Source organism: Paenibacillus riograndensis SBR5 (genome assembly GCF_000981585.1).
GTDB classification, from domain to species: domain Bacteria; phylum Bacillota; class Bacilli; order Paenibacillales; family Paenibacillaceae; genus Paenibacillus_AQ; species Paenibacillus_AQ riograndensis.
This window is the reverse complement of record NZ_LN831776.1, coordinates 1880427-1897549: the sequence shown is the minus strand read 5'-3', so window position 1 is coordinate 1897549 and position 17123 is coordinate 1880427. Positions and strand designations below refer to the sequence as shown.

General features: G+C 52.9%; 13 protein-coding genes. 4 read left to right on the top strand and 9 right to left on the bottom strand.

The window, feature by feature from the left end:
• Positions 1–16: 16 nt before the first annotated feature.
• The 4 genes from PRIO_RS08235 to PRIO_RS08220 all read right to left on the bottom strand — a co-directional run bounded on the left by PRIO_RS08235 (position 17) and on the right by PRIO_RS08220 (position 5591).
• Positions 17–1369 (bottom strand): sodium-dependent transporter, encoded by a 1353-nt coding sequence (locus PRIO_RS08235; protein ID WP_020430895.1) that lies wholly within the window; start codon positions 1367–1369, stop codon positions 17–19.
• 79 nt (positions 1370–1448) lie between these two features.
• On the bottom strand, positions 1449–2585 hold the full coding sequence (locus PRIO_RS08230) for a glycoside hydrolase family protein (RefSeq protein ID WP_039790311.1): 1137 nt from the start codon (positions 2583–2585) through the stop codon (positions 1449–1451).
• 21 nt (positions 2586–2606) lie between these two features.
• Complete coding sequence (locus PRIO_RS08225; RefSeq protein ID WP_020430897.1) at positions 2607–4421, bottom strand: heparinase II/III family protein; 1815 nt, start codon at positions 4419–4421, stop codon at positions 2607–2609.
• Between the two features lie 30 nt (positions 4422–4451).
• Positions 4452–5591 (bottom strand): DUF2264 domain-containing protein, encoded by a 1140-nt coding sequence (locus PRIO_RS08220; RefSeq protein WP_085981623.1) that lies wholly within the window; start codon positions 5589–5591, stop codon positions 4452–4454.
• Positions 5592–5729: 138 nt separating this feature from the next.
• On the opposite strand from PRIO_RS08220, the gene PRIO_RS08215 reads away from it, so the two are divergent.
• On the top strand, positions 5730–6566 hold the full coding sequence (locus PRIO_RS08215; protein ID WP_020430899.1) for an AraC family transcriptional regulator: 837 nt from the start codon (positions 5730–5732) through the stop codon (positions 6564–6566).
• A 349-nt stretch (positions 6567–6915) separates the two neighbouring features.
• Positions 6916–10770 (top strand): S-layer homology domain-containing protein, encoded by a 3855-nt coding sequence (locus PRIO_RS33765; protein WP_052741424.1) that lies wholly within the window; start codon positions 6916–6918, stop codon positions 10768–10770.
• 129 nt (positions 10771–10899) lie between these two features.
• Here PRIO_RS33765 and PRIO_RS08205 read toward each other — a convergent pair whose 3' ends face one another.
• From PRIO_RS08205 to PRIO_RS08195, 3 genes are all read right to left on the bottom strand, one after another.
• The gene (locus tag PRIO_RS08205) at positions 10900–11724 is read right to left on the bottom strand and encodes a carbonic anhydrase (RefSeq protein ID WP_020430904.1); all 825 of its coding nucleotides are present in this window, start codon (positions 11722–11724) and stop codon (positions 10900–10902) included.
• A 119-nt stretch (positions 11725–11843) separates the two neighbouring features.
• The gene (locus PRIO_RS08200; protein ID WP_046501837.1) at positions 11844–12335 is read right to left on the bottom strand and encodes a hypothetical protein; all 492 of its coding nucleotides are present in this window, start codon (positions 12333–12335) and stop codon (positions 11844–11846) included.
• 197 nt (positions 12336–12532) lie between these two features.
• Positions 12533–13162, bottom strand: a complete 630-nt coding sequence (locus PRIO_RS08195; RefSeq protein ID WP_020430906.1) for a YfbR-like 5'-deoxynucleotidase — start codon at positions 13160–13162, stop codon at positions 12533–12535.
• A 302-nt stretch (positions 13163–13464) separates the two neighbouring features.
• On the opposite strand from PRIO_RS08195, the gene PRIO_RS08190 reads away from it, so the two are divergent.
• Both PRIO_RS08190 and PRIO_RS08185 read left to right on the top strand, forming a co-directional pair.
• Positions 13465–13683, top strand: coding sequence for a PspC domain-containing protein (locus PRIO_RS08190; RefSeq protein ID WP_020430908.1), 219 nt, complete (start codon positions 13465–13467; stop codon positions 13681–13683).
• A 54-nt stretch (positions 13684–13737) separates the two neighbouring features.
• Entirely contained in the window at positions 13738–14421 is a 684-nt protein-coding gene (locus tag PRIO_RS08185) for a PspA/IM30 family protein (RefSeq protein WP_020430910.1), read from the top strand.
• A gap of 101 nt (positions 14422–14522) precedes the next feature.
• Here the strand turns inward: PRIO_RS08185 and PRIO_RS08180 are convergent, their stop codons facing one another.
• Positions 14523–15758, bottom strand: a complete 1236-nt coding sequence (locus tag PRIO_RS08180) for a M20 metallopeptidase family protein (protein ID WP_020430912.1) — start codon at positions 15756–15758, stop codon at positions 14523–14525.
• A gap of 7 nt (positions 15759–15765) precedes the next feature.
• Positions 15766–17103, bottom strand: a complete 1338-nt coding sequence (locus PRIO_RS08175) for an LLM class flavin-dependent oxidoreductase (RefSeq protein WP_020430914.1) — start codon at positions 17101–17103, stop codon at positions 15766–15768.
• Positions 17104–17123: the final 20 nt, after the last annotated feature.

Below are 17123 nucleotides of genomic sequence, written 5' to 3'. Positions count from 1 at the left end.
TGCCGGAGTACGGCTATTAAAAGGTCAAAATTCCCGAGGTATGCAGCAGCACCAGGAACACCAGAACCGGGGCGACATACCGGAGCATGAACAGCCAGATGCGGAACCAGCGCGCCTGCAGCCCGGCCGCTTCCGCTGCCCCTTTCCAGAAGTACCCGGCAAAAATGGTGATCAGCAGGCCGCCAAGGGGCAGCATAATGTTGGAGGTGATGAAATCCATCCAGTCAAACAAGGCTTTGCCGCCGAATGTAAGCTCCGGGAACATCCCCAGCGACATCGCTGAGGGAATACCGAGCAGGAAACAGATGAGAGACAAGATCCAGACCGCACGCCGGCGGCTCCAGTTCCAGCGCTCCATAGCGAAGGATACAGGCACTTCAAGCAGCGATACGGCTGAGGTCAAAGCGGCAATCGCCAGCAGAATGAAGAACAGGCCGCCGAAGAACGAACCAAAGGGCATGGCCGAGAAAGCTGCCGGCAGCGCGATGAATATCAGTGAAGGCCCCTGGTCGGGGGCAATGCCAAACGAGAATGTCGTCGGAAAAATAATCAATCCGGCGATAAACGCGTACACCAGATCTCCGGCGCCAATCGCCAGTGCTGCGCTGCCCAGCGACTGTCTTTTATCCACATAAGAACCATAAGTCAGCAGAATCCCCATCCCGAGCGACAGCGAGAAGAAGGCATGTCCCAAGGCGACCAGCGCGGATTCGGCCGTCAGCACCGAGAAGTCCGGTTTGAGGAAAAAGGATACCCCTTCGCCTGAACCCGGCAGCGTTACGGCGCGAATCATCAACACAATGAGAAGAACGACCAGGCCGGGAATCAATACTTTATTAAATTTTTCAATCCCGCCAGAAACCCCAAGGATGACTACACCCGCCGTAATCAGCATGGCAACGCCCTGCCAGACTATCGGCATATACCCTGAGATAAAGGAGCCAAACTGACCCGCATAATCACTTGTGCTGAACAATTGACCATTGAAGGCGATCAGCGCGTAGTTCAGCGTCCAGCCTGCAACAATAATATAAAAGGAGAGGATCAGAAACGGCGCCACCACTTGCAGAATTCCGGCTGCCTTCCAGCCTTTCCCCCCTCCGGCCCGTATGAACGAAGTCGCCGCGCTTCCGCGTCCGCTGCGTCCGATGGCCAGCTCAGCCAGCAATACCGGCAAGCCGATCAGCACCAGACAGACGATGAAGAGCAGGAAAAAAGCCGCCCCTCCATTTTCTCCTGTAATATAAGGGAACTTCCACATATTCCCCAGGCCCACTGAGCTGCCAATGGCCGCAAAAATAAAGCCGCTGGAAGAAAAACGCTCCTTTTTCTCCGAAAGCAGGCTTGTTTCACCTTTAAACTGATTCATTCCTAACGCCCCGTTTTCTTTTTTAGACCTCATTATAGCTTAAGTAACACGGAGAGTCATATGAAAAATTTATTAACTCCTATTCCCAGTAGAACGGGCCGGCTTCCTTAAGCCGGGCCAGCGCCTCGACATAAAAGAAATCGCCGTAGATAAGGGGAACGTCAATGTTGCGGTTCTCCGGATAGTTGCTTGTTCCGTGAAGCAGCAGCCCTTCCTCGTCCGGCTGGTCCCAGGTTCCGTAATTCCGGAAAAGGGACTCCATGATCTTCAGCGCACCGCTGCGGTACATATGTGACTCCGGATCGCCTGCCAGGCGGGCCAGCAGCAGCAGGCCGCTCGCTGCGCAGGAGCCGGCAGAGGTATCACGGATTTCACCAATTTCCCCTGGCGCCCGGAAGTCCCAATGGGGAACATGATCTTCCGGAAGCCGGGTCAAAAAGAAATCCGCCACCCGCTGGGCAGCATGCAGATACTCCTGTTTGCCCGAATGATGGTACGCCAGCGTCAGGCCGTAAATAGCCCAGGCTGCGCCGCGCGACCAGGCAGATTCAGGACCATAACCCTGCCCGCCAAGCTTCTCCTTCACCTCCCCCGTGTCCGGATTGAAGTTGACGATATGGTACACCGAGCCGTCTGCCCGGATGAAATACTCCAGCACGGTATCCATGTGCGCCTCGGCGATATGACGGTAGCGCGGATCGCCTGTCTCTGCGGAAGCCCAGAACAACAGGCTGGTATTCATGCAGCAGTCAATAATTGCAACACCACTGTTGTCCTCCCCTTCCCGCCAAGGATTCCAGGCCCGGATATAGCGGCCTTTCAGGTTGAAGCGGGCGGACAAGTAATTGGCCGCTTTTAAGGCCCGAATCCGCGATATTTCATTTCCTGTCAGCTTGTAATTCGCCACACTGGTTAGAGTCCACATAAAGCCCAGATCATGATCCAGTCTGACGTAGCCGTCCAGCACCTCGTCAAGCCGTTTCTCACAGTGTTCGGCAATCGCCTTCAGGCTCTCGTCACCGCATTCTCCGTAGAACTGCCACAGCATACCGGGCCAAAATCCGGCGGTCCACCAATCCGGGGCTTCGAGCACGTATTTGCCGCCCTGGCTCGCGTGAGGGAATTCAGCGCCGATGCTTTGGCTGTTTATCCCCGTTTTCTCCAGTGCCTTACTCCAGGCTTCTTCTACCCAAGCCGTATCTTCCATTTGTCTCATCATTCAAGCACCGCCGTTCATCTATGATAGGAATTGAAATGTGAATGCCAATCTGCCCTCAGAGCCGGGCCGGAGCACATGAAAATCCAGCGTATGCCAGACCGTCTCCCGGCCGTAATGATCACGGTACTCACGTTGCGTAATTTCGGGTTCCACCAGCTTGTCATCGTAATGTACTTCTACTCCGCCGCCTTCACTTCCCGGCAGCAGGACGATGCCGGTCCGGAGGAGTTCCGGCTGCCGCCAGGTTACGAACCGCTCGGTCCAGCTCTCCGGCGCCCCCTCATGCAGGTACTCGTCACACAGCTCCAAACGGGGGAGTTCCTCCTTGTGCCATACCAGAGAACGGATCAGTGACTTCAGGCCTTCCGTATCATATGCCTTAGACAACTCCAGCTTTAGCTCGTCCCTGTCCGTCCCGGCGGCGGCATGCAGCACTGCAGCGGCATACTCCGGTCCTGCACTCTGGTACCGGCCGCTGATAACCGGCACCGAATGACCCTGCGAACCATTGCAGTCATACCGGTAGCGGCCTTTGCCGAAATAATCCGCCGTGTACTCTCCGCTTCCAAGGTCCGCGGCGTAGACTTCCCCGCCGCCGGCCAGAATGAAATGGCCCAGATCATTATGATTATGCGGTTCATCGTTATGGCCGCCCTTGGCGGCGAAGCCAAAGACCTTCCCCGGAGAACCGTGCCGTGCAACGATCCAGGCCGCATCAGGAAGATAAAAGCTGGCGGCATCCCACTCCTGCGCACCCCTGCCCTGCCTGGTCCAGATCAGATTGCGCAGTGCCGGAGCCCAGCGGCTGCAATGATCCTCTGTATATGGAGCACGAAGCTGTGCCGGAGGTGGCTCGACACCGGAATATTCAGCCGCCAGATAATGGGACAAGCCCATATGGACGCGGACCCGGGGCGTCGAATCAGAGAAATTCGCTACAAGGCTGCCGCCTATGAAGCATTTCTGCTGGAACGCGGCGATGCTGCGGACCTTGTCACATTGGAACCAGTCCAGCTTCCCTCCGCTTCTGGCCCGCAGAAGATCGCTGTAATACGTGAAATATCCGAATCCGTAATTCCAGTAGCCAAGCCCCTCCGCACACGCTCCATCCTCCCCGAAGCCCTCCAGATAGAAGTGCATGCAGCGTTCCGTCCTGTGCAGAATCCGGCTCAGCTGAGCCGGGTCATCCAGTGCCAGCATAGCCGCCGCCCCGACCGATCCTGCACAGACAGCAGACCAGTTATGTGTGGCGGTCTCCCAGTGATAAGGGCCGTCTTCCAGAAAAGGCCGGAATATCCTGCGTTCCACTTCAGCCGAGATCCGGGAACGCAGCAGCGGCGACAGCCGCCCGCCCAGAAGTAACGATATTTCGCTTAGGGTAAAACCGGTCTCAGCCGAAAACAGATCAATAAACCGTCCGATCTCCGTGACCGCAAAATCCGGAGGCAAATGGGCGGGAACACACCAGGTGTACTCCCCGCAGATGGACCACAGGATATCCTCCAGCCCCCTCAGATATCCCGGATTCTCCGGCTCCAGCAAAACAAGCACAGCATACGTATTCAGCCTTCTTCTCCGTTCGAAATAGACCCGTTCATACTCCAGCCTGGAGCCTGTACGCGCAAAGGCAGTGAACAGGGAATACTTCAGCTCCGGGATGTCCAGAGCTTCCAGCCGCAGACCCTCAGCCCGGATTTCAGAGATCATCTCCTTCCATTCGCCGGACTCCGCCGCCCGCTTCCAGAATGCATCCTGATCCCCCTGCGGATAATAATGGCTCACCTGCAGCGGTCCAGCCGCCCGGATGATATCAAGCAGTTCCTGTTGATTCATATCTGTTCTCCCCTTCCCAGTAGCGCAAGATTACAAAGCATGGTCGCGCATAACATTCTTACCTGCAGCAATTTGCTGTGAAGTCCAATTCTGATTGTCCCCGCTCCAGAATGCATCTTCAGGCAGCAGCCCCAGCGGAAGAAATACGGCTGCGCACAAGTACAAGCTGCCTGTATTGATATAGCTCTCGGCCAGCTCCGGCTGATAGCCGTATACGCCCGGGCGCAGCCAGCCGTTCTCATCCAGATTGCCCGGGAACTCCATAATCCGCCTGATCACAGCCGTCAGGGCACAGCGTACCTGTGCAGGCTGCAGGGATGCTTCAAGGAAATGCTGAAGCGCCGCCTGCGCGAGCAGCTGAAACGCCCCGAAGCGGTACACGATGGAACGTCCAAGGAACGGATAAGTGCCGTCCGGTGCGATCATCCGCTCCAGCACGGCGGCATACCGCCGGGCCCGCTGCATAATCAGAGGCTTCAATTGGGGGTAATGCGCCGAATCCTGCTCAAAAAGGGTAATCACATCCACGAGCATCGGCTGAATAACAAAGCTGTTGTAATAATCCCAGTGATAATCTTTGCCGTCCCCGTATACTCCGTCGCCTTTATACCAGTCCATGAACATATGGACTGCATAACCTACCCGCATCCGGTCGTATTCCGGATCGCCGAGAATGTACAGCGCCGCCTCCACCATTGCGCTGAACAGCAGCCAGTTGCTGCCGCTGGGGGCCGTCCGGCGGGTCTTTTTTAAGGCCGCGATCACGTTGCGTCTGACGCGTTCATTCAACTGCGAGGCCAGGCGCTTTGGTGCCCGCACCAGCGCATGCGCCAGAAAAGCCGCATCAACCAGCGGCTGCCCCTCCGCCTCAAAATCCATATAATCCGCAGAATCCGGGTCCGTAGCTGCATCAAGCGCTTCCAGCATCAGTTTGGCGTAATAAGCTCTAAGCTGTTCTTCTTCACCCTCAAGGCCTTCCAGCTCCAGCCAGGGCGCCATTCCGCAGGCCAGCCGGGCAAAAGCTTCCAGCGGCGCGAAGCCGCTCCGGCCGCTGTGGAATTCCACCGGCAGCGTTTCCGCAAGTGTTCTCCGCTTCAATGCTTCCAGCACCGGAGCACCGATCAGCAGCATCGTATCCAGCCAATATTTACGCTGTTCCTTACCGTTCATATTCCATTCCTCCATGGCTTCGCTCTTCTGGATTGTCTAAACTTCATTTATAGTTTAGTTTTATGTTATCGCAATGTCTTTGCGATAATTAATGATTTGTTGCGTTTATTGCGATAAATTCCGAAGGTGGCCTACGATATGAAGCATGCCGAATATTATCAGCAGTTCCATGGTGATATCCTGGCGGGAATCGGCAATTCCCCGACCTCTCCCACCAAGGATTTTCACATTCATGACCATTATGAAATCTTTCTGTTTCTGGGCGGGCAGGTGAACTGTTTTGTGGAACAGTACAGCTATCCTCTGAGTCCCGGAAATGTTCTACTATTCAACAATCAGGAAATCCATAAAATCATCAACCTGTCCCCAGAGCCCTATGAACGGATTACGATCCACTTCAAAGCACCGCTGGTTTACCCTTTTTGCACCGCTGACACAAATCTGCTCGCCTGCTTCCAGAACCGTCAGACCGGGGAACATAACCTTTCGCAGATGGATGAGGCACAGCTTGAAGCTTTTACCGGACTGGCCTTCCGTCTCATCGATATCCTGAAGCATCCACAGTACGGCGGCGACGTTCTGGCGCTCACTTATCTGATTCAGCTGCTGGTGCAGGTCAACGATCTGTACAGCCGCAGCTTTTCGGCGGTTCCCAGTCTGATCTCCACACTGATTCAGTCGGCCATGGCCTATATTGATCACCATCTGCATCTGCCCCTTTCGCTGGAGGGGATCGCTGAGGAACTATCCGTAGATAAGTATTATCTCAGCCATCTGTTCAAGCAGCAGACCGGAGGAACCCTCTACCGTTATGTCCTGTTGAAAAAAATAACCTTAGCCAAGCAGCTCCTCACCGCCGGCAACTCGGTATCTGACACCTGCTATCTTTCCGGCTTCAATGATTACGCCAACTTCATCCGTACCTTCAAGAATTTCACGGGCCACACCCCCGGCCAATACCGAAAAAAAAGCTAATTATATAGAGTGAACTTAAGATCTTTACATTAGGGACTTCGTCGGGACTCCGGAGAATGTTTGGACTTCCGGCCACTGTTGTCTGCAGATTTCTTGATTTGTACCGCTGTTCGCGGTGGAAATCCGCAGACAAAGGCGGACGCATTCGCTCCTCCAGTTCCAAACTTCCCCTCCATCCCTTTTCCCTTTTGTTCGTTTTTCAAGTTCACTCTATATATTTTGAATATATGGAGCCTCTCTCCCTACTGACTGTTTACATAGTTAATTCTTTAAATTAATACTATCGGTACAGATCAGCTTTATAATTTCTCATAACATTAATCTTGTAAACGCAGAGGGAGAGAAAACCATGTTCAAAGAACGTATCCGCCGAAGGTATAAATTTATATCCTCAAGAGCAACAATGCTCCTCCTACTCATCACCGTTATCGTAAGCACCCTGCAACCGGCAGGACTCATTGCCGCTGACCCGCCCCTACCCAATACCGTAATCATCGAGGATTTCGAGAACAACCTGAGCGATAATGTGCTGATTCAAAAAAGGAATTTCTCAGGCGCCATGAGCCTGGAATCCGATCCCCGGCATGTCCGCTCAGGGAATAATTCCGTACGTGTGGATTATGACTACATTGGCGTTAAGGAGAACCCTTCCTATGTCTATGTAGGCCCTGCAGCTCCGTATCCTGTTAACGGCCTACCCCAAAAAATCGGGATGTGGGTATACGGTAACAACGATGGACATCTCATCTTCAGCAAGTTCAGGGATGGCAACGGAAAATCCTTTGAGGTGGAATATTTGGACGAGAACGTTGGCGTGGACTGGACGGGCTGGAAATACATTGAGGGTGACATCCCTCAAGACAAAGTCGGACCGATTACACTCGAAATATATATGCGGATCGAACAATCCATTTTTGATAAGAAAAACAAAGGCACGGTATGGGTTGATGACGTACGCTTGATCTATGAGCAGGACCCTAATGAAGATATGGCCGTCCCAACACTGGATGTGCTCTCTCCGGCAAATGAAGCTGTGATCGATACGAACTCCCCCCGGATTCAGCTTGCGGCCGCCGATGCCCAATCAGGCATTGATCCCGGCTCAGTTACGCTGAATCTGGATGGACATCCAGTACAGCCTGAGTATGAAGCGGCCAGCGGCCTCATTTCCTATCAGCCTTCCGCTCCGCTGGCAGGGGGATATCATACCGTCCAGTCGGCTGTATATGACAGATCCGGCAATCCCGCCGAGAGCAGCAGCACCTTTTTTATTCAAGGCGGGATTCAATACCACCTGGACGCCCCCACAGAAGTCATCAGCAACAAAACATTCCAATTGAAGCTTCAGGTCAAAAATGCTGGTGATTTGCAGGATTCCTATGCCCAGCTTCAATACGATCCCCAGACGCTGGAAATTACCACTGCTGAACCTCAAGTAGCGGCACCATCCGTTGCGCAGAATGAGATCGACCCTGTAAAAGGGCAGTACCGGCTGCAGCTAGCTGGACTGAGCAAGGATTCCCTGCCGGCTGATGAGACGATTGCGCTATTAAATGTGGCTGTAAAACCCAGTGCCAAAATGGAGCGCGGCGAGGCATTCAAATCCATCGTAATGAGCGACGGCAGTTTTCGAATGACCGTAGGTGAAGCTGTCTATGCGCTGGCCGCACCCCATAAGTATACGATTGGTTTTCCTTACAAGCTCACTGTAAAAGGGAGCTCCCTCCATACGAAAAGCACCCTTCGTGTCACGGATGATGCAGGAGTGCCGGCCGAAGGGGTGTCCATCATCCCGTCCGATCCTCTTTTTCCCCAGTATTTCGCTGAGGTGAAGCCGGTAACAGCGGATGTCTATGCGGAGGCCGACCCGGCTTCGGCCAAGCTTGCTTCCATCACCCAAGGTGAACAATTTTTTTCGGACGGAGTGACCCGTGGGGAATATACCGCAATCCGTCTGCCCGACGGCAAAACCACAGGCTGGATTCCAACCGCAGCTGTTGATGTGAAGCTTCTGAAGGATGGTTGGGGGCTAACCGATGCGCAGGGTGAAATCCGGACCTCCCTGACAACACTTGCCTTAACGAACCTTAATCTTCAGGCAGTGAATGGGGATAAAGTCAGTAAGGTATTCTCTTTGTCCGTAGTGCCGCAGCTTGGCTCAGATATGCCTGAATATGTAAGAATCTATGTTACAGAGGATATGAAAACCACCCAAAGCATCGTCTGGAAAACGGCCCCCCGCGTGGAGCGCGGTGTGATTCAATACGTGGAGGCCAGTAAGTTCACCGGTTTTGACCAGCCTAACATCAAAGAGCAGACGGCGGAACCGCAGCTTCTGCTGGCTCCCGACCGTGTAGGAGAAACGTTGTTTCATAAAGGGATGCTCCAAAGCTTGTCACCGGGTACAGAATACATTTACCGTGTCGGATCTCCGGGATTGTGGAGTGAGCAGCACAGGTTTACGACAGAGTCAGCAAACCCGGAAGCCTTTTCCTTCTTGTTTGTCACGGACTCTCACACCAATACTGAAGAAGCCTATCATATTCATCAAAATTTGCTGAGCAGTGCTTTTACCAGCTACCCGGATGCCCGGTTTGTGATGCACGGTGGCGATATTGTTGACGATGGCGGCATCATGAATGAATGGGAGCAGGATATGAAGGCTTCACAGCTATACAGCGGGAGCGTGCCTTCTGCCTATACGATGGGAAATCATGATGTGAAGAATGGCGGAAAGGAAGTATTCAGAACCGCTTTGGGGCTCCCAGGGAATGGAATGCCCGGACAGGAGCAGCTGACCTATTCGTATGATTATGAGGATACTCATTTTATCGTGCTCAATTCTGAAGCCGATGAAGTGGACATGCAGAAACAGGCAGAATGGCTGCGGGGAAACCTGCAGGCCAGCTCCAAAAAATGGAACATCGCCATGTTCCACCGGCCTGCTTATCATACAGAGGATGGACGTGGTCCGGAGCTCGTCACCAAATATCTGGCTCCTGTCCTTGAGGAGCTTGGCGCAGACCTGGTGCTGGTGGGCCACGATCATGCGCTCGCTTGGACCTATCCTATGAAAAATGGCCAGCCCATAAAGGATGGCAGCCCAGGGACTGTGTATCTGTCCGGCGGGTCCTCCGGCTGGAAATTTTATGATGCGGTCAAGTTCGATTACCTGGAGTACCTGTATGATGACAATTTCCCGGTATATTCCGCCATCACGATCGGCAAGGATCAGATCTTGATCGAAGCCAGAAAGGCCGATGGCGAACAACTGCAAGCCTTGACCATTGAAAAAGCTGAGACCTCAGAGCCTGAACCTGAGCCTGGCACAAGTCCAAGCCCAGCACCGAGTCCGTCGCCAGGCCCGCTGCCAAGCTCAGATCCAAGTCCGGAACCAAGCCAGACGCCAAGTCCGAACCCGACACCAACCCCTGGCTCCGGGACAGGCTCCAATCCGGGCACGGTGCCTAGTACAATGCCAAGTGCTGTGGCTACGGCAGCGCCCACAGCCGTTCCGACAGCCAAACCTGCACCTGTTGAGGCACCACAAGGTTCTATATTTGCTGCAGGAGTAAATTCTCAAGCTTTAAAAGACACCCTAAAGGACGCGATTGCCGGGAAAAACGGAAACGTTCCTGGACCTGCTCTTAAGGACATTGCTGATCTGTGGAGCACCCGGACGATATCGGCTTTCCTTAAGCTGAAAGTCATCAACGGTTATGCCGATGGCACTTTCAGACCGGACAAAACCATCACCAGAGGGGAATTCGCTGCTGTCGTTGCCAAGGCATTTGGGCTGGCGAAGAAATCGGACGCCTCCCAACTAAGTGACGTTAATACCCATTGGGCCCAGGAAGCGATTGCTGTATTAGCTTCCAACGGAATCATTGCCGGTTATCCGGACGGAACCTTTAAGCCGGAACGGGAGATAAGCCGCTCAGAGATCATTATGATCTTGTCCAGGATCGTGAACTTCAACAACGCAGCACCGGTAAAAGCCGGCATCACCTTCAGTGACACGGCGAATTCGTGGAACAAGGACCAAATTGCCAGAGCTGCCCAAATCGGGCTAATTAACGGAAAAGGCAATGGCAAATTCGCCCCTGCCCAATCCTCAACCCGGGCAGAGGCATTGACCATCGTCATGAACGCCCTTTGCCTGGACCCGGAAATCAAAGCTCTGATGGATCAATTGTCTAATTAATCGACTGTAGAACCTCTACACTATGTAAAAGACCTTCAACTCCACGGAATGATGGAGTTGAAGGTCTTTTGTATTCCGTCTAGGATTAAGGTTCATCTATTCCGGGAGAACCTCCAGTAAGCTTCAGGCCTACTCATCCGACTCCACTTCCCGGGACCCGAGCGCTTGTACAGGACGGTTATCATGCGGGAAAATCGCAGCAAATTGATTGATTTGCTCCCCGGACCATTGAACCGGATGTTCCAGGACGATCCACTGCACCCCTTCGGTGCATGGAGGCGTGGTGAGCGATCCCTGGTAGCGGAAGGAATGAAGATCTGCCGGAAGCAGCTTATTCATATCGAAGTCACCATTCACCGGAACTTCCTCTTCACTTTCTTCGCCCGGAAGCACAGACCAGAGCTTGTTCAGCCCGGCATTTTCCGTACCTTTAGTGATCAGCACACTCAGTACCGCAAGCTGGCCTTCTTCATTTTTATGTACAAAATGAAGCTCCATGTCCGCATGTTTGCCATCCACCTCATGCTCGCTAGGCAAGTGGAAATGGAACTGCTGCAGGGTATATGTTTTGCCTTCAACAGTGATCCGGTTCTTCTGATTCTTCAAATTCACCTGAATGGTATGGCCGTTATTGATCACGGCTACCGGAGACGGTGAATACTCCACTACAACAGGCGACAGGCTCCCTTCATCCTTCACTTTCTCCTGGAGAATATTAATGGGGGACTGGGCCTTGCCGGTACTGCATGTTGTGAATAGTTCGTCGAGTTCCGCCCAATGCTCCGGTGACGTTTCCCCTTCGTAGGACCAATGGGCCTGATGAGCACTTGCCTTGGCCGGCGGCTCTTGTGTGCCTTCTGCCTTGCCGTTCTGGTTGTTACCTCCGCAGCCTGCCATCACAGACATAATCATGACCGGGAACAGTATTTGAGATAGCCTTTTGCTCAGACTCATGTACAATCCTTCTTCCTTATATTATGTGGAGCACCACTATAAATAGTAAATAATGGAATAGGAAGCAGCAAGTGAAAAAAGGCTCAAAGTTCTCAAAATGATTCTAACTATTCATTCCCCTAATAAAATATGGCTTCCCCAATGAATCCGTCGCTGCCGTAGAGACTCACAGTTCCGCCCCCCTTATACTTTGAAGAGCGCTCGACCAATGCCCCCCGTTTATGATTCAGCTCAAACCGGTCCTTCTGCATATTTCCTCCATCGAAATAATTGATATTAAAAAATTCAATATCATGCCTCACGGCCTTCTCATGAATAACCACATAAAGATAAACATTATCACTTTTTACGGAAATGCCATCTTCATCCTCTTCCCATGAAGAAATTTCGGATTCCTCAACAATGGAATGGTCACTCTGCTTGCAAATCTTATGCGCCGAGGCGCGCGGACCATCGATTTCCAGAATGATTGCGGTAGTATCATTGATAAGCTTATAATCCACAGCCTGAATCCGGTTGTGCTGGAGATAGGTTTGAACCTCCTCCTCCGTAAGCGGTTTAATCTGGGTAATCGCCAGATAAATAGTCATAATTACTGTTAACATTTTCAATTCAAGAATCTCCTTTATGTTCCCGGCTATGTATAGCTTCAGCGTACAACTCATAAACGGGTCGCATATACAGCTTGCCGTTTATAAATTAAAGGACCGCCTGCACCCCACTCCAGATTTTTCCTACATTATAGCATGTGCAGATTACCCTATACAGTTGTTACCCAGGTATAAAAAAAGAAGCGTACCCGGCATTCCTACAGAGCCAGCGCCTCTTCCGTAATTTGTCTGATATCAATGGAGGAAATCGTTTCTTCATTCACCATATCCGGCAGAATTTCCGTCAGGAAATACTCAACACACTTCAACTCAATGTTCTTGATTTTGATCAGGGCATTGCGGTACATCACCACAAATTCCTTCTCCGTGTTCCCTCTCTGCAGTTCGGCAAAAGCCTCATACACCTGGTCCATCTTGTCGGCTACCTCCAGAATCAGCCCTTCCAGCGACTCATCCTTGCCTTCACGAAGCTGATGGTAGAAAATGCTTTTGAACTCCTCGGGAATGTGCTCCTTAATGAAGTTATCGATCATCCCCTCTTCAACCTGCTGGATCAAGGACCGCAGCTGCAGCGATGAATGCTTGACCGGGGTTTTGATATCACCGATAAAAATCTCACCATAATCATGGCTGCTCGTAATTTCGTACAGCTTCTTCCAGTCAATGACGGCGCCGTTCTGTTCCTCAATGTCGGCCAGTGTTTTGGCATACTGCACAACCTTCCAGGAATGGGCGGCCACGCTGTGCTCCTCGAATTTGAATTTGCCGGGGCAGCGGATAATACGTTCCAGTTCGTTCAGCGAACGGAAATATTTATGGATTCCCATGCCAGTCCTCCTTTTGTCCAGATGCGGATATGATCCGGTACTGTCCAGTATAGGCCGCAAGTGTTAAATCCGAATAAACAAGCTTACAGGTTATGTAAAAAACGGGGACAACTATGCGTTATCCTGCGTTTGTCCAAGCTTTCCCCGCCTTACTGCCGAGGCCATCCCCGACTAAGGTCGGGATCAAAGAACAGTCTTCAGGCCGTTTTGCAGCAAAGCTAATAGCTTTACAATAAACACATAGACAACGGCTAAGACGAACCGCACCCCGGTTCAAACCATATGAGAGGAAGAGATTAATTATGAAAAAATTGTACCGTTCCGATAGGGACAAGAGAATCAGCGGCGTTTGCGGAGGTTTGGCCCGTTATTTGAACATCGATACTACCCTCGTCCGGCTGCTGGCTGTCGCTGCTGCCCTGTTCAGCTTAGGCACTGTGGTGTTCCTGTACATTCTGGCAAGCATCCTGATGCCTAAAGAGAACTACAACAGTTACCCTGAAGGTTATGAGTACTACTAATCCCAAGCCGACAATACCAAATTCCATAATATAAGAGAAAAAGGAGAAATGAACATGAGTATTTTCCAAAGAATCACAACCCTGACTAAAGCAGCAATCCACGAAGGACTAAATAAATTAGAAGACCCGGTACTGCTGACCGGACAATATTTGCGGGACCTGGAGGAAAAAATCTCCACTGCCGAAACCAAACAGCGTGAGTTCCAGGCGGCGGCGAGTGTGCTGGAGCGCCGTATCTACGAGAATCAGGTGCTGGCTGAACGAAGCGAAGCGGAAGCCGTGCAGGCGATGAACGAAGGGAATGAACCTGCGGCCAGAGCAGCGGTCATGGCTAAGCTGCGCTACACCGAAAGTGTTCAGGAGTGCACCGCAGGGCTGGAAGAAACCCGTGAAACGCTCGCAGTCCTGGACAGCAGTCTTCTGAATGCCAGGGAAGAGCATAAGCGGCTTAAGGCAAAAAGAGCCGAGCTGGCAGCCCGCGCCCGCAAAGCGGCTGAGTTAAAGCGCGCCTCCGAAAGCAGCAGCTATTCTGCCCATCCCGGACACCCCGGACAGATCTTGAATGCCGGTGCGGCCTCACGCGGCTTCGAACGTATGGAAGACAAAATCAACGAATGGGAGGCCGCTGTCGAAAGCTCTGCACATTACTCGGCAGGCATCCCTGAATCCCCGCTGAACAGCGCCGTTGAAGCCGAGCTGGAACGCCTCCGCAGCCGGAAGGCCGGAGACAGCAAGTAAGACGGCCAGCTCTAAAATCTGCGTGCAACCACAAAGGATACTCTTCCTGATTACGGGAAGAGTATCCTTTGTTTGGTTTGCAGAAGTTGGCATCCGCCGCACTATAGTTCATGCAGAGCCAGCCTTACCAAAAGACGCGCACCATGCACCAGCATGTCTTCGTCAATATTGAAATTCGGCTGGTGGAGGGCATGTGTGATTCCCAGCTCCTCATTACCGCAGCCAATAAAAGCAAAAGCCCCAGGGACACGGTCCAGGTACCAGCCAAAATCCTCACCTGCCAGACTGGGTTGATTCAGCATAACCGCCTGCTCTTCCCCCAGCACCTCACGTGCTGCCCTAAGGACCCTTTGAACGGCCTCTTTATCATTAAGTACGGCAATCCCTTCACGCAGCTCAAGCTTCCAGTTCCCGCCTGAAGAATCAGCTATCGCTGCCGCATGGCGTTTCAATCCTTCAGTGATTCCGGCAACGGTTGGTTTGGAGAATGCTCTGAACGTCCCCGTCAGCATACTGCGCGCAGCAATAACATTAATGGCAGTCCCGGCGTTCAGTGTGCCAAACGCCAGAACTGCCGCTTCGGAGGGATCGATCTGGTTCGCCATCAGAGCATTAACCTCAGTGATGAACCGGGCGGCCATCTGGATGGCATCCACTGACCGGTGCGGAGCGCTGTGATGTCCGGCTGTCCCCTGAAACTCCAGACTGAAATGGCTGGAGGCAGCCATTGCATAATGCGGATGAACGCCAACCGTGCCTGCTGGAAGCTCCGGCATAACATGGAGTGCGTAGCAATAATCCACTCCCTCCAGAATTCCATCCTCAATCATATCACGCCCGCCCGAGAGCAGCCTTCCATCCACGGGACTTTGGACTGCCCCTTCTTCGGCAGGCTGGAAGATGAAGATTACCTTGCCGGACAGCTGATGCCGGTATTCGGCCAGCGTTTTTGCCGCTCCCAGCAGCATTGCGGTATGAGCATCGTGACCGCAAGCATGCATGACTCCAGCATTCAGAGACTTATACGGCACCTCATTCCGTTCGGTAATCGGCAGAGCATCCATATCGGCCCGCAGCAGAATAGCCGGCCCGTCACCCCCCGTTCCCTGAAGAGTCCCGACAACTCCCATCCCGAAATGCCTGCCGACATTCCGCCGCACGGCAATTCCCCAAGTCTCCAGTAATTCTGCGACTTTGGCGGAGGTGCGGGCAACATCGTACAGCAGCTCAGGATGGCGGTGAAGATCACGGCGGATGGCGATTATTTCCGGCTCCAGCAGGCCGGTAAAGTTCATCATTCCGGCTATATCCGGTTTCCGGGCGATACCATCTCCCATACTGCCGTCACACCTGCTGCGAAGGCACTGGAGCCTTCGCATAACGGTTGGCCGGAACCGGAAGACCGAGATTGCCCCGCAGGGTATCACTTTCGTATTCCGTGCGGAACAATCCCCGTTCCTGCAGGATCGGAACCACACGGTCCACAAATTCCTCCAGGCCGTTTGGCACAGCCGCTGCCAGCATAAATCCATCTGCCGCTCCGGCTTCAAACCAGGCCTGAATCTGATCCGCCACCTGCTCCGGTGTACCGATGAAGCTGCTGCGCGGAGTAGCCGCCTGCAGGGCGACCTCACGCAGGGTCAGGCCTTTTTCCCTGGCATTTTTCTTGATTTTATCCGTGCCACTCTGAAAGCTGTTCCGGCCCAAGTCTCCCAGCTCCGGAAAAGGCTCATCCAGCGGATATTGTGAGAAATCATGATGCTCAAAAAATCTGCCCAGATAATTCAGCGCGTTCTCAATCGTTACCAGTCCGGCAACCTCCTGATATTTGCGCTCTGCTTCCTCAGGCGTATCGCCAAGGATGGGACCAATGCCGGGAAAGATCAGCACTTCATCGGGATTTCGCCCAAAAGAAGCTACCCGCGCCTTCACATCCCGGTAGAATTCCTGTGCTTCCTCCAGCGTGTCATGCCCTGTGAAGACAGCATCCGCCTCTCTGGAGGCATAATTCTTTCCGACCTCTGAAGAACCCGCCTGGAAAATAACCGGCCCGCCCTGCTTCGAGCGGGCGATGTTCAGCGGGCCTTTGACGGAGAAGAATTCACCTTCATGGTCCAGTGTATGCATTTTTTCCGGGTCAAAAAAGACGCCTGTCTCCTTATTGCGGACAAATGCATCATCCTCCCAGGAGTCCCACAAGCCGCGCGCCACCTGCAAATATTCCGCAGCAATCCGGTAGCGTTTGCCATGGTCGGGGTGCTCCTTCCGGCCATAATTCAGCGCAGAGCCTTCCAGCGGCGAAGTTACCACATTCCAGCCTGCCCGGCCGCCGCTGATCACATCCAGTGATCCGAATTGCCGCGCCACGGTGAAAGGCTCGCTATAGGAGGTAGACAACGTGCCGACCAGACCAATTTTGCTGCTGACTCCCGCCAGTGCGCTAAGAATGGTCAGCGGCTCAAAACGGTTCAGGAAATGCGGAATGGATTTCTCATTGATATATAAACCGTCTGCTATGAAGATCAGGTCCAGCTTGCCTTCCTCAGCCTTCTGTACCCACTGCTTGTAGAGCTCAAAGTTTACACTGGCATCCGGCTTGGCGTCAGGATGGCGCCACATGGATGTGCTGCCCCCGACTCCGTGCAGCAGCGCACCCAGCTTCAGTTGTTTGGGCTTGGTCATGTTCATTCCTCCTAAAAGTT